The organism is Alistipes sp. AF48-12 (assembly GCF_003477565.1).
Taxonomy (GTDB): Bacteria; Bacteroidota; Bacteroidia; order Bacteroidales; family Rikenellaceae; genus Alistipes_A; species Alistipes_A hominis.
The window spans coordinates 1-17,115 of the sequence record NZ_QUDJ01000016.1 but is presented as its reverse complement, the minus strand read 5'-3'; the positions used below and the strand labels follow the sequence as shown (position 1 = coordinate 17,115).

The window sequence follows — 17,115 nt, the reverse complement described above, 5'->3', positions numbered from 1 at the left end:
CGCGACGGGATGCAGATTCGCAGACGACGAATCCGGCCGGCTGTCCGGGCATCTCGTTCGCAAAAGGAATCCTAAATACCTCCGATTACGGAGACGGCTCCGTATTTGATGATTTCGAACAGGGCGGAACTGGCGCAACCCTCTAATATCGAACGGTATCTTTTCGAAAATTGTTTGAACTTCAGTTTGCTGCGGCTGTGTACGACCTCTTCGAGCGGAGCCCTGATCGCCTCGGGGATTTCGTCTTCGTCTTCGTTGATCTGGCAATAGTAAGCCTCGCACAGGGCGTCGAAGTCGATTTGGGCGAATATGCAATCGAAGTCTTCGATGATATACCGGTTATTCAGATCCAGCACCGCCTGGCGCAGTCTGCGGTAATCGTCCTGTGAAAAGCTGTCGTCCGCTTCGAAGGCGATGTTTACGATATCGCTCTGTTTCAGGTCGAAACGCCGGTCTTTTTGCAGTTTGACCAGGGTGTTTTTAATGAAGTGGGTCGCTTTTCTGATATCGACCGCTTCGTTGTCCTTGTTGATGGAAAGGAATTCGAGGGCCTTGATGACGCTTTGTTTTTCGGCATGGATCCGGAGCAAAAGGGTTTTCAGGTTCCGGCACATCTTTTTGGCTTCGGGAGCGTTGGAAAGAATCTCGATGATCCAGCAGGGGATTCCGTCGTACGTGTAGCGATACAGCCTGAGGTACTGCGCGCTCCATTGGTCTTTCAGCAGGACTTCCGTCGCGCCGGCCGGCAGGCGCCGGAAGTCGGACGCGCGTTTGGCATGTTCTTCGACGATTACGATGGATTGACCGGACTGCACCCAGTATTTTCGAATCTCATGCAGGGAACCGCAGGCCGTAGAGCCGTATAGATAGAGTTTGGCCAGGGCGGGACCCGCGTCGGAAAACGAAGCGCGTACGTTTCCCCCTTTGGCGTCGTTTATCCGCACCTCGTGCCCGAAATGGAAATCGAGCAACTGCCGGTACGCGCTTCCGTTCTCCGGGTTCAGCCGATCGGGTTGAATCCGGTAAGCGCTTTTCACCTCGAATTTTCCCAGAATGCCGCCGTCCGAATAAAAACGGTTCGCGCACCGTTTCAGGCAGGCGATCTGGTCTTTGTAAAAAGACGGGGGCCGGCTGAACCGCAGGGCATGTCTGGCGTTGCAGAACGTATTTTCGCCTACGCAGTAATAATACTCCTGGAAATGCCTGCCCTGCATGGCTCCGAAATGCCGGATGTATTCCCTGCCTTCCGTATCGGGGGACACGAAGTACGGCTTGCGCAATTTGCCGGACTTATGCAGAAAAAGCCTGCAATCGGTAATCGGATACTGGACGGTAATATTCATAGCCTTTCATCGGTTCATAGAAAAAAAGAGGATAAAATCCTCTTTTTGCAGGGCAAAACAAAATAGTTTTGATCTTTTTTAATTTTAATTGCACTCATTCTTTGAAGAATGAAAACGGACATCCTTTCGTATCATGTAAACTCCACGCGCCGTATTTAAATTTCCGACCGCCCCGACAACTTATGCTTTCATAAGCTGGAATTTTCATTCATTTAAATCAAAAACGCCGTACGGTCCGCTTCGACATTTACACTTCGGTCGATACAAAACAACGCCTTGACAAATATAGTTTTTTTATTTGAAAAAAATAATATCGGGAATAAAATATTTCGGGCGCTGCGATCCGGGAGTTCGGCGGTCGTCGCGTTTACGGGCAATGTCTTCTGCCGAGTGGCGTACTGTCGGCGGGAACGCTTGTCCGCAGCGGCGGGGATTGCCGCCGTTGCGGGCGTTTTCAACCGATTCCCTGAAATTCGAACGGGGCCGCGTCGCGGAACCGTTCCGCGGCGTTTCCCGCATAGGTTTTCCCGGAGACCAGATCCAGCATTTTGACCGGCGCTCCCGGCGCGAAATCGACGTCCCTGAAATCGACCCAGAACACGTTCGGATAGAGGGTCGATTCGAAGAAGTACGTCAGGTTCTTTTGATCCGAGACGGTTCTCCAGCGGGTAGACGAGATGTTCGGCTCGTTCGGCGTGCTGATCCCCAGCGGGACGGACGTATTGCGGATCACGCTGAATACGGAGGCCAGGGCCGTGCGCGTGTCTTCGGTTTTCGGGATGGCGCCGATGTAGAACGAGGCGCGCACGAAACGGTCGGCCGCCCGGTTGGTTCCGGGCAGGAAGACGGTGCCGCCGATGGTTTTCCAGTAGTCGTCGAGGGCCAACTGCTGTTCGAAGACCGGCGAGTTCGTCATCACCTGGTACGACTTGCTGTGGTGGACGACCAGTTTCCCGCCGATGTATTCGAAGATCGCGTTGTCCCCGCCGGCGTCCGAGACGGAGAGGTGCAGCGTAGCCATCCGGGAGCCGTCCGGCATCAGGTCGGACGCCACGTCGAAGTCGTCCTTCGCCAGCGCTTCGACCGCTTCGTCCACGGTGGCGAAGTTGTCCAGCACGTACTGCGTCCAGGCGGCGACCGAGAGCCCCGGTTTCCGGCCGTCGCGGGCCGGGTATTCCGACTCGGCGAGCACAGCAGGTTGGCTACGAGTCCTTTTTCATTCATGCCGTCGGTGGTACAGATGTCGTAGGCCGACGTGATCACGCTGCCGTATTTGGAGACCCATTTCAGCGAATTGCTTCCGGCCTGGCCGTTTCGCTCCATGCCGCGCGGGAAGATCCACAGGTTGCTGCGGGGGTCTTCCTTCCAGTCCATCGTGCGTCCGGTCACTACCGTCCGGTTCGTTCCTTCGTAAACGACGCGGGTGCATGCGTCCGCGTATTCGGGCCCGCCGGCTGCCAGGAGCAGCCCCGTGCCGAGTAAGATTGTGTATGCTTTCATAAATTTTCGGTTCGATTCGGGGCGTACGTGCGGTACGCCCGTCGTAACCGAAGCAAGAAACGAGCCAGCGCCGGCGCCGCGCGGCGCCGGGAGAAATTATTTTTTGTCCGTTTTGCGGAATCCGGCGATGCGTCGGGTTTGCAGTTCGCAATTCTTGCGGGCGAGTTGCGACAGGGCGAAATAGATTTCGTCTGTTTCGCGGCGGCAGTCTTCGCTCAGGTCGTTGATCGCTTCGAGCGTTTCGTCCGACGTTCTCTCCAGTTTTTTTACCCGGCAGTGCAACTGGTTGAGTTCGGCGGCGATGTTTCCGTTCAGCAGGAAGGCCCGCATCGAGACGAATGCCCGCATGACCCTGATGTTCATGTCGATGGCTGTGTCGCTGTTCAGCACTCCCGAGAGCATGGCCAGTCCCTGTTCGGTGAATGCGTTCGGTAATTTGCGCGTGCCTCCCCAACTTGATGTCACAATTTGTGATTTCAAGCTGTCGAACTCTTCTTGGGTTATCTGGAACATGAAATCGGGCGGGAACCGTTTGGCGTTCCGTTTTACCGATTGGTTCAGTGCGCTGGTGCTGACCTGGTACAGTTCGGCCAGATCGAAATCGAGCATGACTTGTTGTCCTCGGATTTCGTAGATTTTGTTTTTGATAGTTTCTAATTCCATAAGCTTGGGTATTATGCTTCTACAAAGTTAGCGGTCGTGGTTGGTTTTCAATGGGGAAAAGAATCGTTTTTGCAGAAATAGTAGCGTAAATCGGCGTTATTATAACAAATAAGGAATAAAAAAGATGCCGGACCGTTTCGAATCGCAGTTTTTTTCGTAAATTTATGAAACTGCCTAAGCCGGACGTGGACCGAAATGCGAAGATTTTTCGTACTTATCCAATTCTCGTACTCTGCCGGGTTTGCCAGAATTCGCGGGCAGAGTGGGCAACCGATCATTCCGGCGGATTGTTGCCTTGGCGCGGATCGTCCTGATCCGCGCCTTTTTGCTGTATTGTATTATAAATAATAAGGTGTGGCTGCGTTTATTCTTTCGGCGGATAGTTCATCGGGGCGAAAAACTCGTCGAGGGTGAGGTTGTAGAATTTACAAAGAATAGAGATTGACGTTATGGAAGGAAAATTTTCGCCGGCTTCAAGATTTGCTATATCTAAACCGGTGTTTTCTTTTAATTGCTCTTGGGAATGACCATGTATACCACGTAGTTCTTTTACTCGCAGAATGATCTTGTCAAAAAGTAACGTATCGCGCCTTTGTTTTCTTCTTCCCATTTTCTACAAATGAAAAGCAGATATCTCTTTTTCGCACTTGTACTTGTACAACTTTCGAAGAAATAGATTATATTTGTAGATATTAACTACTATATTCTAAATGCAGAAATTATGCTAACTTTGTGTTATCAGAATACGACTTAAGTCGTAACAATCAATAAAGGTTAAGACACCTTTATGCCTCTTGAAAACTTGCAGACTGTTATAGAAATGTAACAGGTTTTTACTTTCGGCGTAAATCTTGTCTGAAACCTGAGTCATGCCCCGGTACGAGTTACCGGGGCCGGGCTTGGGCGTAGGGATGATTTCCGAAAGTAAGGTACTGCAAGACCTATCAAGAGGAAGCGCCTTGCGTCCTTGCCTTTTTTTTTGCCCTGATCGAACGGGCATTCTCTCTCAAAATACATTTACAAAGCTGCCGCTTTGTCCGCCGCGCGGACTTTCTCCCTGCGGTCGAAAGTCCTTATTGAGCGGTGCGGCGGGGGCCTTCGGCGTCCGGACTGCCGTTTTTGTAAAAACGGCGCAAAAACCTTCCGGAGAAACTGCGTTTCTCATGGAGCGCGCCGGGCGGCGGTCTTTCTTCCGGTCGAATATCCTGTTACCCTCTTTCAAATCTTATAAACCGAAAAACGATGAATCCCCTCAATCTGGAAACTTGCTGCGAATTTATCGGGCGGCACTTCAACGTCCGTTCCGAAGACGTTCCGCGCCGGATACTCCGCATACTCCGCGTCCGGCACGGCGACCGCCCCGACCTGAGCCGGCCCCGTTTCGCCCCGGTGCGCGAACTGATGGACCGCTTGCTCGCGCGTTACGGCCGTCGCTTCGGCGTGACCGTCGAGGTGCTCGGCCCCGACGACTACTGCCGTTTGCTGCGGTCGGAGGAGTGCGCGTTCTGCGCGTATCGCTTCACCGAGTACCTGTTCGACGGCCGCCGCCGGATCGTCTACCTGCAGGAGTGCGACTACCTCGGCATGATCGTTACCTTCCTCGACTATGTCGATGCCGTTCTGCGCTCGCGCCGGCCTTTCCGCCGGCCTGTCCGCAACATCCGGCTGTTCGCCTTCCACGCCTATCCGCCGCGCTTCACGGTGCTCGAAAACCGTTACCGGGACGGCAGTCCGTTTGTCCGGATCGGCGACAGCTACGCGATGCACTATCCCGGCGAACTGGTGCTGTTCCGCACGATCCTCGGCAGTCATCTCCCCGACCTGCCGTCCCAAAACGCCCGGAGTCGGGGCCTGCGCCATGCGTAGCTGGGAGACGGCCCTCGGGGCTACGATCCGGTTCTTCGAGCGGTACGCCGGGATCGACCGGGCCGGTAAGACCCATAGACCAAGCGGGCCGGGCCTGCCGGACGGCGGGGTGGGGGTCTTGCCGGACGCGGTTCCCGACCGCCTGCTCGGGGCGTGGATCGCGGATGACGTGTGCGCCTGCGAAGCCTTTTTCATCGAAGGCAAGACGAAGTCGGAACCGTGCGGGCTGCCGGAGCGGGGCGCGCTGCCCGTGTTCGCATTCGCATGCGCCTGCGGGCTCTATTTCGCCCGGGGCGGGAGGCTGGCGGACGTTCCCGAACCGGGCAGGCCGGAGGTGTGGCTGCTGTTCCTGCAATTCCAGACGGTGCTGCGCCTGGTGCGCGCCGCCCGGATTCGCGGGGTGTCTCTGCCGCCGGTGGACGTGTTCGGTTTCGAGCGGTATCCCGAGACGGTGCGGCGGCTGAAAGCCTGTGTCGAGGGGGCTGCGACGGACGCGCGCGGCTGAAGGGCCGGCGCAGCTCGGCGCGTCGTCCGGGCCGGAATCGATCTCCGGACCGAGTCAGAGCGTCCTGTGAGCCGGATTCTGAAAAACGCGATTTCTGTCCGGGGATGCAGGACGGTACTGTTTTTGATGTCGTTCGGGATAAGTCGCTGAAATTGTCTGAAACGGACAAAAAACAACGATTATAACAAAAATTTGTCTATTTTTGGACACGGTAAGAACTCAAAACCAACCAGGAGAAGATGAAATAGACATACATTGAGGTGACTCGATTGCTGTATCTGGTACTGAAAATCGCCAAATTCATTCTACGCACAGATAACAGGAGAGACTCGTGCATACGTGAGTATAGCACGGATTCTGCTTGTTTTTGTGTAGGGCGTTTGGCGATGCCTCAGTACGGAGCTTGCGGGTTCCGTGCTTTTTTTTGTTTTTAGCCCAAGGGGTGTGTCCGGGGGGCGGTTTCGGGTTATAAGTGGACGATATAGAATTAGTTATAATAGTTGTTTAACAAATAATCAGTGAGTTATGGTTGTGCTGAAACATGGTGAGTTGTATCTATTCTCTTCCACGGAGGAACCCTATGAGGATGCTTTCGGCGTTTTCGAGTGTATCGACGGCGGATATATCCTGCTTCGGGTGATGTTCAACGGCCGGGGAATGTCGCGGAACTGCTGGCTGCCGGACGCATACCGGATCGTCCGGCAGGCGACTCCGAAAGAAACGGGTTTGTTTCAGGAGATTGTCGTTCGTATCTCTCGCGGCCTGGATTTCTTGAAGATCATGAGTCCCGAGACCTACCAGTTGCAATTGATCGTCAGCGAATTGTTTTCTCGGCAGGATGCGAGGGAGGAGGACGGGCCGTACAGTAAAAAAACGTATGCGGACGCCGGCGATCCGGTATCCGCATACGGGCGCGCCCGGTGCGACGGGGTTACATCCGGAACGTGTCCGGGTCGAGTCCCGAACTTTCGCATTTTATGTGCGTGATGAAATTCATCTCCTGCGAGCTGAGTTCGAAGTCGAACAGTTGCGCGTTCTCGACGATTCGCGACGGCGTGATGGACTTCGGCAGCGGCAGGATGCCCCGTTGTAGGTGCCATCTGAGGACGATCTGCGACACGCTCTTGCGGTGCTTGGCCGCGAGCACGTCCAGTTCGACGCTTTCGAACAGTCGTCCCTGGGCCAACGGGCCCCACGCCTCGACGAGAATGTCCCGCGCCCGACAGTACTCGACCGTTTCGTCCTGGGGCATACCCGGGTGCAGTTCGATCTGATCGACCATCGGCGCGATGTCGGCCTTCTCGAGCAGCGCGTCCAGGTGGCGCGGCTTGAAGTTGCTGACGCCGATGGCGCGCACGCGCCCTTCCCTGTATAGTTTTTCCATCGCCCGCCACGTTTCGCGGTTCAGTTGCTGCCAGTCGTCGTCGTGCTTTCTCGGGATCGGCCAGTGGATCAGGTACAGGTCGAGGTAGTCCAGTTCCAGGTCGGACAGGGTTTTGTCGAATGCGTGCAGCGTCGTTTCGTAGCCCTGCGCGCTGTTCCACACCTTGCTGGTTATGAACAGCTCTTTGCGGTCGGTGCCGCACTTGCAGATGGCTTTGCCGACGCTCTTTTCGTTGCCGTAGACGGCAGCCGTGTCGATATGCCGGTAACCCGCATGGACGGCCTCGATGACCGAACTGACGGCCGTTTCGCCGTCCGGCGTCAGGTAGGTGCCGAAACCGACGCAGGGTATTTGCACGCCGTTGCTCAGCGTAAACGTGTCTTTCAGCGATTTGAACGATTCTTTCGGTGATTTCATAATGCGTTGTATTTAGTCTGTTCCCCGTTTTTTCTGCATAACCCGTGCCGTTCCGGACGGTCGCGCCCGATTTCCGCCGGACGGCTTTTCCCTTCGTGTTTCCGGCCGGGCTTTCGCCTGCGTTTCTTCTTCGCGCCGGCGTCCGGCGGTTCTGCGCTTTACCGGGCGGTTTTAGTCGTTTGCGCGTCCGGCGGTCGCTTTTCCGCGGCGGTCAGACGGGCAGCGTGATCGTGAACCGGCTGCCGTGCCCGATCTGGCTCTCGACGCCGATCGTGCCGCCGTGCGCCTCGACGAACTCTTTCGAGATAGCCAGTCCGAGGCCGCTGCCCTGCACTTTCGTGCCCGGCACGCGGAAGTAACGGTCGAAGATGCTCTTGTGGTAGCGCGGGTCGATGCCGCGTCCGAAGTCCTGCACGAAAATATCGACCTTATTGTCGCGCTGCGCCGCCCCGACGATGATCCGCGCCCCTTCGGGCGAGTGGTGGATCGCGTTCGACAGCAGGTTCGTGACCACCCAGGCGATTTTTTCGCTGTCGATGAACAGCTTCGCGATCTTTTCGGGGTATTCGACTTCGACGAAACAGCCGAAACGTTCGGCCAGCACTCGCGTCGCCGCCACCGCGTAGTCGATCAGTTCGATCGGTTTGGTGACCTTCGGCATCAGTTGCAGCTTGCCCGTCTCGATCTGGGTCAGGTTCAGCAGCTCGCCGGTGATGCCGAGCAGCCGGTCGCTGTTTTCGCGGATGCTCTGCGCGAGGGCTTTCTGCTCGTCGTTCAGCGGCCCGAGCCGGCTGTCTTCGAGCAGGTGCAGGCTCATCATGATCGACGCGATCGGGGTTTTCATCTCGTGCGAGACGGTCGAGATGAAATTCGTTTTGGCGGAATCGATCTCCTTGTATTTGGTGATGTTGTTCAGGATAATCATATTGCCGATGAAACTTTTCTTCTTCTCGCCGACCGGCGTGACGTACAGCGGGATGTTTTCCATCTGGAAATAGCTCTCCTTGTTGTCGGCGTAGATTTTCAGCGGCTCCTTATTCGGGTCGTCCGAGTAGAGTTCGCGGATCAGCCGCCGCAGCAGGTCGTTGTTGAGCGCCACTTCCGTCGCGTTGCGGCCGACGGCCTCTTCGGGCTTCAGATTCAGGATCGTGAACGCTTCGTCGTTCATGAACAGGATCTTTTTATCCGGGTCGAGACCGATAATCGGTTCGTGCAGGCTGTTGACGACCGCTTCGATTCGCTTTTTGGCCATCATCAGGTCGTCCAGCGTACTGCGCTGGTATTCCGACAGTTTTTCGGCCATGTTGTTGAACGATTCGGCTACGGCGCGGAACTCCTTGTTGCGGCTGAAGTCGAGACGTTTGTCGTAGTGGAAATTCGCGATTTCCATAATCCCTTTTTTGAGTTCGCGGATCGGCCGGACGACGGCTTGCGGGAAGCGGATCAGCAGCACGAAGGCGATCAGCGCGCACAGGATCGCGCTGATGGCGATCCGCAACATAGCGTCTTCGGCGGTCGTCCCGGCCAGGCGGCTCTTTTCGCGGATGGCCGTCATGTTCAGATCCATGATCTTGTACAGGTCGCTGCGGATCTCCAGGATCTTGTCCAGCGTGACCGAATCCGACAGTTTGTCGATCTTCGAGCTCAGGTTGTCCGTCACGCGGAATTCGTCCGATTCGGTGATATTCCTGCGTTGCAACGCGAGGTTATCCAGCAGTTCGGTCATCGACGTCGAGTCGAAGGTCAGGCTGTCGAGCGCCGTCATCATGCTGCGGGCGTAGTGCAGCGAGTTGTAATTGTCGGTCAGGATGTTCCCGGAGGCCCGCGACAGGTCGAGAATATAGCCTACGGACTGGATGCCCAGCAGCAGGATCATGGCGAACAGCGCGCCGATGCCCAGCGTCAGTCTTCGTTGAATCAGCATATCAGGATAAAATTACGAGGTCGATACTCAGTCGGTACAGTTTGTTGAGCAGACGCCGGAAAAAGAAAGCCGTCCTTACCAGCGAAAGTAGCGTAAATTTCGGTTGGGCGATGCACACCGTACTGATTTTTTGTTTGGAGCACACGTCCATGATGCTTTCGATCACGCGGTCGGAATGCACCTGCAACACTTCGCCGCCCAGTTCCGACGCCAGTTTGAAGTTGTTGATCAGGTAACGCTGGTTGGCCAGCGGGATGCGGTCGGCGCTTTCGCGCGGAGTTTGCACGTAGAGTACGGCGAATCTGGCGTTGTAACGCGTGGCCAGCCGGGCGGTCTTGCGGATCACGCGGCGCGGCCCTTTGTCGCCGCTGTCGATCACCGCGAGGAATTTTTCGTGGCGCACGCCGATGTTTTCGGATACCTCGTTCTCGACTTTCTTTTCGACGCGCAGCGCGACTTCTTTCAGCGCCAGTTCGCGCAGTTGCAGGATGTTCTCCTCTTTGAAAAAGTTGTCCAGCGCGACCTGCACTTTCTCCGGCTTGTAGATTTTGCCGTCTTTCAGCCGTTTGATCAGCTCTTCGGCCGTCAGGTCGATGTTCACTACTTCGTCGGCCATCGCCAGCACGCTGTCCGGGATGCGTTCGCGGATTTCGATGCCCGAGACGCGCTGCACCTCTTCGTTGAGGCTTTCGATGTGCTGGATGTTCACGGCGCTGATGACGCTGATCCCGGCTTCGAGGATTTGCAGCACGTCCTGCCACCGTTTGGCGTGCTCGCTGCCCTCGATGTTCGTGTGGGCCAGTTCGTCGACGATGACGATCTCCGGATGGGTGTTCAGGATGCCCTGCAGATCCATCTCTTCGAGTTCTTTGCCTTTGTAGAACAGTTTGCGACGCGCAATGACGGGAAGCCCCGACACCAGGGCTTCGGTGTCGGGACGTCCGTGCGTTTCGATATAGCCGATCTTCACATCCACGCCCACTTCGAGCAGTTGGTGTGCCTCTTGCAGCATCCGGTAAGACTTGCCTACGCCGGCGATCATACCGATGTAGATTTTGAATTTGCCCCGGTGCGAACGCTTGATCAGATCGAGGAAGTGCTGTACGCTCTGTTTTTGATCCATAAATTAATCCAGCATAATTGAGAATCCGCCTACAAAGTTAACATCATCTTTGGCCGGATTCCATATCAGCCGCGTAAAAATCGGCAGAGAGAACGAGTCCGAGAAACGGATCGCCTTGGTCGCTCCGACCGTGACGTTGCAAACTGCGAATCCGGAAGTGCCGTACATATTCTCGGTGGCCCACGGCGTAAATCCTACCGCTGCGATCATGTCCACGCTTTTGACTGCGAACGGATACGAAATTTCCGCATAGGTCGAGTAGTTCTGCCGTCCTTCGTCGTCGCGGTCGGCGCCGAACAGCATCGTGTTCCAGGCCAGCGTCAGCGGGAAACGTTCGCCGAAACAGTAAGCTCCTCCCACTTCGATCATGTGCGGCGAGTCGGCGCCGAAACGGAAGTATTTTTCGGTGTAACGTTCCGATGAGGGCGTCCAGTAATAGTCGGTCAGCGAGAGGGTCAGTCCGCCCAATGTGTAGGCGGCCGTCAGGTCGGCTTCCTTGTAGTCCCCGGTAAAGTCGGCCGATCCCCATGCGGTCAGCGAGAAATCGCCCGCCGTCATGCCGAGCGTCGGTTGTATGCTGGCGTTGGCGTTGTACGAGCCGCGCCAGATGTAGCTGCTGACGAAATCGGCTCCGACTTTGACCCGTACGCCTTTTTCCTGAGCCATTGCGCAGTCTGCGAGCAGCATTCCGGTCAGTACGGCAAATAAAACGATTGCGGTTTTAAATTTGTTTTTCATGGTCGATTTGTTTTAAAAGTCGGGTTGTTTTTAAATTGTTTTTAATTCGAATGGTTTGCCGGAAGTCTCACAGCGTGCCCGTTTCAGATGCGGCCGCCGGTTTCAGCCGGTCGAGGGCTACGTTCAGTTGCAGTACGTTTACCTTCTCGGTTCCGAAAAGACCCAGCCAGGGTTTTTGGATCGTCTGCCGGATCAGTTCCCTGACGGTCTGCTCGGAAAGTCCGCGGGCTTCGGCCACGCGCCGCGCCTGTACGTAGGCTCCGGCCGGGGAGATGTCCGGATCGAGTCCGCTGCCGCTGGCGGTGACCATCTCGGAAGGCACGTCCTGCCGCAGCAGGTACGGGTGAAAGGTCAGGAAGGTGTCGATGCGGGCTTTTACTTCATCGAGGTATTCGGGGTTGGTCGTAGCCTTGTTGCTGCCGCCCGAACCGCTCCCGTTGTACTCGACCGCCGAAGGACGGCCCCAGAAATAGGTCGCTTTTGTAAACGATTGTCCGACGTTTGCCGCTCCGACGATTCGGCCGTTTTCGGTAACGACGGCCGCCCGGCCGCCGTTCGGCCCGGCTATGCTGCCGACTCCCCACAGGATCAGGACGTAACCCACGCCCAGCAGCGCGCAGAACGCGAGCGTTATTTTGATGGATTTCCAGAATGTTTTCATGATTTTCTTTTTTACGGGTTAGAAAAATACGCTGATCAGCAGGTCGATCAGTTTGATTCCGACGAACGGGACGAGCACGCCGCCCAGGCCGTAGATGAACAGGTTGCGCCGCAGCAGCGCCGATGCGCCGATCGGTTTGTACCGCACGCCGCGCAGGGCCAGCGGAATCAGCAGCGGGATGATGACCGCGTTGAAGATTACGGCCGACAGGATCGCGCTTTGCGGCGAGTGCAGGTGCATGACGTTCAGCGCTTCGAGCGATGGGATCGAGGCGATGAACAGCGCCGGGACGATTGCGAAGTATTTGGCTACGTCGTTGGCGATGCTGAATGTCGTCAGCGTGCCGCGCGTCATCAGCAGTTGTTTGCCGATCTCGACGATCTCGATCAGTTTGGTCGGGTCGTTGTCCAGATCGACCATGTTGCCGGCTTCTTTGGCAGCCTGCGTGCCGCTGTTCATCGCTACGCCCACGTCGGCTTGCGCCAGCGCCGGCGCGTCGTTCGTGCCGTCGCCCATCATGGCGACCAGCTTGCCGCTCTGCTGCTCGCGGCGGATGTACTCCATTTTGTCTTCGGGTTTGGCTTCGGCGATGAAGTCGTCCACGCCGGCCTTTTCGGCGATGTATTTTGCCGTCAGCGGGTTGTCGCCGGTAACCATGACGGTCTTGACGCCCATCTTGCGCAGGCGTTCGAACCGTTCGCGGATGCCCGTCTTGATGATGTCCTGCAGTTCGATGACGCCGATCACCCGTTCGTTCTCCGATACGACCAGCGGCGTTCCGCCGTTTTCCGAGATCAGCGTGACGAGTTTCATGATTTCGTCGTCGAACCGATTTCCGGCCCCCTCGACGATCCGGCGGATCGATTCGAAAGCGCCTTTGCGGATTCGCCGGCCGTCGGCCAGGTCTACGCCGGAGCATTTCGTCTCGGCGGAGAAACGGATCATCCGCGCGCCGATCGTGCTCAGTTCGTGCACGCGGCGGCCCTGTTCGCGCCCCAGTTCGATGATCGATTTCCCCTCGGGCGTTTCGTCGGACAGCGACGAGTACATGCAGGCTTCGACGAACCGACCCATATCCATCTCCGGTGCCGGGTAGAATTTGGTCGCCTTGCGGTTGCCGATGGTGATGGTTCCCGTTTTGTCGAGCAGCAGCGTGTCGATGTCGCCGGCCGTTTCGACGGCCTTGCCCGATTTGGTGATGACGTTCGCACGCAGCGCCCGGTCCATTCCGGCGATCCCGATCGCCGACAGCAGTCCCCCGATCGTGGTCGGGATCAGGCAGACGAACAGCGAAATGAACGCGGCGATCGTGATGTTGGCCCCCACGTAGTCGGCGAAGGGTTTCAGCGTGGCGCAAACGATCACGAATACCAACGTGAACCCGGCCAGCAGGATCGTCAGCGCGATTTCGTTCGGCGTTTTCTGCCGCGAAGCGCCTTCGACGAGCGAAATCATTTTGTCCAGGAAACTTTCGCCCGGCATGGCGGTCACCCGGACGCGGATGCGGTCGGACAGCACTTTCGTACCGCCCGTGACGGAGCTTTTGTCGCCGCCGGCCTCGCGGATCACCGGCGCGCTTTCGCCGGTAATGGCGCTTTCGTCGATCGAGGCGAGCCCCTCGATGATCTCGCCGTCGGCCGGGACGATGTCGCCCGCCTCACATTCGAAGATATCGTTTTTTTTCAGCGCGTTGCTGCTGACGATACGAACGGTATTGCCGTTGACCAGTTTGGCCGGGGTCTCCTCGCGCGTTTTGCGCAGCGAATCGGCCTGCGCTTTGCCGCGCGCTTCGGCGATCGCCTCTGCGAAATTGGCGAACAGCAGCGTAATGAACAGCACGACGAAAACGACGAGGTTGTATCCGAACGACCCCTGGGTCGTATCCCCCGAAATGAGGATGTAGAACAGCAGGACGAACATGACGGCCGTGACGATCTCGACGGTGAACATGATCGGGTTTTTAATCATCGTCCTCGGATCGAGTTTGCGTACCGATGCACCGAGACTCTCTTTGATGAGCTGTTTATCGAACAGCGAATTGGACTTATTCATGGTTTTCAATCGTTTATTTGCTTAAATAATCGGCGATCGGACCCAGCGCCTGCGCCGGGAAAAATGCCAGGGCGGCCACGATGACGATCACGGCGAAGGTCATCAGCGCGAAGGTTGCCGTATCGGTTTTCAGTGTTCCGGCGCTTTCGGGTATGTATTTTTTCGAAGCCAGCAGTCCGGCGATCGCCACTTGTCCGACGATCGGGAAGTAGCGGCCGAGGATCAATACGATCCCGCAGGTGATGTTCCAGAACGGCGTGTTGTCGCTGAGTCCCTCGAAACCGGAGCCGTTATTGGCTGCGCAAGAGGTATACTCGTAGAGCATTTCGCTGAATCCGTGAAACGACGGATTGTTGAGCCAAGCGCCGGCCAGTTCCGGATTTTGCGCCGCCAGGTGGGAGGCCAGCGCCGTGCCGACCAGGATAATCAATGGATGCATCAGTACGACCATCGTCGCGATCTTCATCTCCCGCGCTTCGATCTTCTTACCGAGGAATTCCGGCGTGCGGCCGACCATCAGCCCGCTGATAAAGACGGCGATGATGATGAAGGCGTAATAGTTCATAAAGCCGACGCCCACGCCGCCGAACCAGCAGTTGATCTGCATGTTCAGCATTTGCAGCATGCCGCTCAGCGGGGTCTGGCTGTCGTGCATGCTGTTGACCGAGCCGTTCGACGTGACCGTCGTGGTCATGCCCCACATCGCCGATGCGGCCGACCCGATCCGGATCTCCTTGCCCTCCATGCTGCCCATATCCTGCCGGATCTCCATAGCTGCGATTTGTTTGCTGCCGCCCATCTCCTGGTCGACCGACACGGCGATCCCGACCACGTAGGCGAACAGCATCACGCCGAAGATGCTCCAGGCCAGCTTACGGCGTTTCAGGTAGAAGCCCAGCGCGAAGACCATTGCCATCGGAATGATCAGGATCGACCAACATTCCAGAATATTCGTGAAAGCGTTCGGGTTTTCGAGCGGATGGGCCGAATTGACGCCGAAGTAGCCGCCGCCGTTCGTGCCGAGTTGTTTGATCGGGACGATCGCGGCGGTCGGGCCCTGAGAGATCGTCTGTTCGGTTCCTTCGAGGGTCGTCAGCGTTTGTTTGCCGTCGAAGGTCATCGGCGTGCCGTTCAGGATCAGCAGGATGCCGACCAGCAGCGACAGCGGCATCAGGATACGGGTCGTGCTTTTGACGAGGTAGACCCAGAAGTTTCCGATCGTCCGGGTCGTTTTCGCGGCCATCGCCCGGAAAACGCCGGCCAGCGCCGCCATGCCGCAGGCGGCTGTGATGAACTGGAACAGCATGATGACGAACAGTTGCGTGAAATAGGTCAGTCCGGTTTCGCCGCTGTAATGCTGCAGGTTGCAGTTCACCAGGAAGCTGATGCAGGTATTGAACGCCTGGTCGGGCGTTTGGCCCGGGTTGCCGTCCGGGTTCAGCGGCAGGACGCCTTGGGCCACGAGCAGAATCATGCCCCACAGGAACCAGAACAGATTGACGGTCAGCAGGGCCCGGAGGAACTGTTTCCAGTTCATCTCCTCGTGGGGATTGATGCCGGAAAAACGGTAAATCCACCGTTCGACCGGAGCCATGAAGTCGAGCGGCGTTTTTTCTCCCTTATATACTTTTGCGATGTAGCGTCCGAGCGGGTAACTGAGCGCGATCAGCAGCGCCAGTTGCAAGACGACGCCTGAAATTTCCGTATTCATTTACTTTTAAGGATTGGTTTCGTTAAAATTGTTCGGGTCTGACCAAGACATACATCAGGTAGCCGAAGATCAGGATGCTGAGGATAAACAGTACTGTAAACATGGTCGTCGTTTTTAGATTTTGTCGAACAGGCCGATACATTTGAAGAAAAAGCAGAAGCAGAGACCGCCTGCCGCACACAGTAACAGAAACATCAAAATTTCATTCATACTCGATTGATTTTAGTAATTCGTATTCGTGCCGTTTTAAAGCGAACCGGATGCCGTTTCTTTGAGCGTTGTATGTATTGTTTTGATATGTAGTTGTTTATGGTTAGGAGTCGTCCGGATGCGTATTAGAGAACCCTACCGAAATGAAAGGGTGCGCTTTCCAAAACGGAAGGATTTTCAGGGAGCTGCGCACGTTCGCCGCCGTTCCCGGATGCGGAAAACGGTGTTTCGGCAGCAGGATTGCACCGTATTTGCAGGTCTTTCCGGAAACGGGCGTTCCGGCGTACCGGGCAGGTGCCGGGAAACGATAGTATTTGATTAAATTATAATTATATAAAAATTATTGATTTGATTTATATTTGAATGCGTATTATCTTTGTCTCAAGAAAAAAGAAAACGAATAACCATCTAAAAAATAAAAATTATGAAAACGTTGGATTATCTTCATCTCGAAGCCGGGGCTGCCGGTAAAGTAGTTGTATCGCTTCAACAGTTGCTGGCCGATTTTCAGGTTCATTACATGAATCTCAGGGGTTTTCACTGGAACATCAAAGGACACGGATTTTTCGTGCTGCATACGAAGTTCGAGGAGCTGTACGACGATGCGGCCGAAAAAGTGGACCAGATCGCCGAACGTATCCTTCAGCTCGGCGGAGTGCCTTCGAATAAGTTCAGCGAGTATCTTAAAGTGGCGAAGATCGCCGAAGTGGATCATGTTTCCTGCGGCGGGGAGGCTCTCGAACACATACTCGACACTTACGGGTATCTGATCGGGGAGGAGCGCAAGGCGTTGTCGGTTGCTTCGCAGGCCGGAGACGAAGTGACGGTTTCCATGCTGACCGATTACCTGGCCGAACAGGAGAAAATGGTCTGGATGCTCACCGCATACGCTGCCGGCAAGTCTTCCTGCTCCGGGAAATAGTTTCCGGATCGACGAAATAAACAGCGGGACGGGAAATTCAGATTTCCGTCCCGCTGTTTTTGGAAAGCCTCCGCCGTTCGATCCGGATCGAACGGC

14 protein-coding genes and 1 pseudogene are annotated in these 17,115 nt (G+C 56.0%); 3 read left to right on the top strand and 12 right to left on the bottom strand.

The genetic code is table 11. The features are described 5' to 3' along the window. Window positions 1–71: 71 nt before the first annotated feature. The 4 genes and pseudogenes from DW082_RS10590 to DW082_RS10570 all read right to left on the bottom strand — a co-directional run bounded on the left by DW082_RS10590 (window position 72) and on the right by DW082_RS10570 (window position 4,116). Window positions 72–1,343, bottom strand: a complete 1,272-nt coding sequence (locus tag DW082_RS10590; RefSeq protein ID WP_055203293.1) for a hypothetical protein — start codon at window positions 1,341–1,343, stop codon at window positions 72–74. Window positions 1,344–1,797: 454 nt separating this feature from the next. Next, a pseudogene (locus DW082_RS10580) lies at window positions 1,798–2,717 on the bottom strand (linear amide C-N hydrolase). Between the two features lie 222 nt (window positions 2,718–2,939). Next, on the bottom strand, window positions 2,940–3,506 hold the full coding sequence (locus DW082_RS10575; protein WP_118458531.1) for an ORF6N domain-containing protein: 567 nt from the start codon (window positions 3,504–3,506) through the stop codon (window positions 2,940–2,942). A 364-nt stretch (window positions 3,507–3,870) separates the two neighbouring features. Continuing rightward, window positions 3,871–4,116 carry a helix-turn-helix transcriptional regulator gene (locus tag DW082_RS10570; protein ID WP_118458529.1) on the bottom strand — a complete coding sequence of 82 codons (246 nt, stop codon included), beginning with the start codon at window positions 4,114–4,116 and terminating at the stop codon, window positions 3,871–3,873. 1,125 nt (window positions 4,117–5,241) lie between these two features. Between DW082_RS10570 and DW082_RS10560 the strand changes: the two genes are divergently transcribed. Further along, entirely contained in the window at window positions 5,242–5,877 is a 636-nt protein-coding gene (locus DW082_RS10560) for a hypothetical protein (protein WP_147387010.1), read from the top strand. 525 nt (window positions 5,878–6,402) lie between these two features. Next, window positions 6,403–6,864: a hypothetical protein gene (locus tag DW082_RS10555; RefSeq protein ID WP_147387008.1), complete on the top strand. Its 462-nt coding sequence runs from the start codon at window positions 6,403–6,405 to the stop codon at window positions 6,862–6,864. Here the strand turns inward: DW082_RS10555 and DW082_RS10550 are convergent. The 8 genes from DW082_RS10550 to DW082_RS10515 form a co-directional block, all read right to left on the bottom strand. Continuing rightward, complete coding sequence (locus DW082_RS10550) at window positions 6,809–7,678, bottom strand: aldo/keto reductase (protein ID WP_101573763.1); 870 nt, start codon at window positions 7,676–7,678, stop codon at window positions 6,809–6,811. The genes DW082_RS10555 and DW082_RS10550 overlap by 56 nt on opposite strands. A gap of 211 nt (window positions 7,679–7,889) precedes the next feature. Then, a complete protein-coding gene (locus DW082_RS10545) occupies window positions 7,890–9,602 on the bottom strand; it encodes an ATP-binding protein (protein WP_118458521.1) in 1,713 nt (570 codons plus the stop codon). Between the two features lies 1 nt (window position 9,603). Then, window positions 9,604–10,725: a sensor protein KdpD gene (locus tag DW082_RS10540; RefSeq protein ID WP_118458519.1), complete on the bottom strand. Its 1,122-nt coding sequence runs from the start codon at window positions 10,723–10,725 to the stop codon at window positions 9,604–9,606. 3 nt (window positions 10,726–10,728) lie between these two features. Beyond that, complete coding sequence (locus DW082_RS10535) at window positions 10,729–11,463, bottom strand: hypothetical protein (protein WP_081032515.1); 735 nt, start codon at window positions 11,461–11,463, stop codon at window positions 10,729–10,731. A gap of 67 nt (window positions 11,464–11,530) precedes the next feature. Continuing rightward, complete coding sequence (locus DW082_RS10530) at window positions 11,531–12,124, bottom strand: K(+)-transporting ATPase subunit C (RefSeq protein WP_101573765.1); 594 nt, start codon at window positions 12,122–12,124, stop codon at window positions 11,531–11,533. 18 nt (window positions 12,125–12,142) lie between these two features. After that, entirely contained in the window at window positions 12,143–14,176 is a 2,034-nt protein-coding gene (gene kdpB, locus DW082_RS10525; protein ID WP_055203323.1) for a potassium-transporting ATPase subunit KdpB, read from the bottom strand. A 13-nt stretch (window positions 14,177–14,189) separates the two neighbouring features. Continuing rightward, the gene (gene kdpA / locus DW082_RS10520; protein ID WP_118458517.1) at window positions 14,190–15,887 is read right to left on the bottom strand and encodes a potassium-transporting ATPase subunit KdpA; all 1,698 of its coding nucleotides are present in this window, start codon (window positions 15,885–15,887) and stop codon (window positions 14,190–14,192) included. A gap of 22 nt (window positions 15,888–15,909) precedes the next feature. Next, window positions 15,910–15,990, bottom strand: a complete 81-nt coding sequence (locus tag DW082_RS10515) for a potassium-transporting ATPase subunit F (RefSeq protein ID WP_055203327.1) — start codon at window positions 15,988–15,990, stop codon at window positions 15,910–15,912. Window positions 15,991–16,521: 531 nt separating this feature from the next. Between DW082_RS10515 and DW082_RS10510 the strand changes: the two genes are divergently transcribed. Next, window positions 16,522–17,019, top strand: coding sequence for a Dps family protein (locus DW082_RS10510; RefSeq protein WP_118458515.1), 498 nt, complete (start codon window positions 16,522–16,524; stop codon window positions 17,017–17,019). The last annotated feature ends 96 nt before the right edge of the window (window positions 17,020–17,115 follow it).

Excerpts from the sequence above, each read along its gene's own strand:
- DW082_RS10590 (WP_055203293.1), bottom strand. The coding sequence starts at position 1,343 with ATGAATATTACCGTCCAGTATCCGATTACCGATTGCAGGCTTTTTCTG.
- DW082_RS10575 (WP_118458531.1), bottom strand. The coding sequence starts at position 3,506 with ATGGAATTAGAAACTATCAAAAACAAAATCTACGAAATCCGAGGACAA.
- DW082_RS10570 (WP_118458529.1), bottom strand. The coding sequence starts at position 4,116 with ATGGGAAGAAGAAAACAAAGGCGCGATACGTTACTTTTTGACAAGATC.
- DW082_RS10555 (WP_147387008.1), top strand. The coding sequence starts at position 6,403 with ATGGTTGTGCTGAAACATGGTGAGTTGTATCTATTCTCTTCCACGGAG.
- DW082_RS10550 (WP_101573763.1), bottom strand. The coding sequence starts at position 7,678 with ATGAAATCACCGAAAGAATCGTTCAAATCGCTGAAAGACACGTTTACG.
- DW082_RS10545 (WP_118458521.1), bottom strand. The coding sequence starts at position 9,602 with ATGCTGATTCAACGAAGACTGACGCTGGGCATCGGCGCGCTGTTCGCC.
- DW082_RS10540 (WP_118458519.1), bottom strand. The coding sequence starts at position 10,725 with ATGGATCAAAAACAGAGCGTACAGCACTTCCTCGATCTGATCAAGCGT.
- DW082_RS10535 (WP_081032515.1), bottom strand. The coding sequence starts at position 11,463 with ATGAAAAACAAATTTAAAACCGCAATCGTTTTATTTGCCGTACTGACC.
- DW082_RS10530 (WP_101573765.1), bottom strand. The coding sequence starts at position 12,124 with ATGAAAACATTCTGGAAATCCATCAAAATAACGCTCGCGTTCTGCGCG.
- kdpB (WP_055203323.1), bottom strand. The coding sequence starts at position 14,176 with ATGAATAAGTCCAATTCGCTGTTCGATAAACAGCTCATCAAAGAGAGT.
- kdpA (WP_118458517.1), bottom strand. The coding sequence starts at position 15,887 with ATGAATACGGAAATTTCAGGCGTCGTCTTGCAACTGGCGCTGCTGATC.
- DW082_RS10515 (WP_055203327.1), bottom strand. The coding sequence starts at position 15,990 with ATGTTTACAGTACTGTTTATCCTCAGCATCCTGATCTTCGGCTACCTG.
- DW082_RS10510 (WP_118458515.1), top strand. The coding sequence starts at position 16,522 with ATGAAAACGTTGGATTATCTTCATCTCGAAGCCGGGGCTGCCGGTAAA.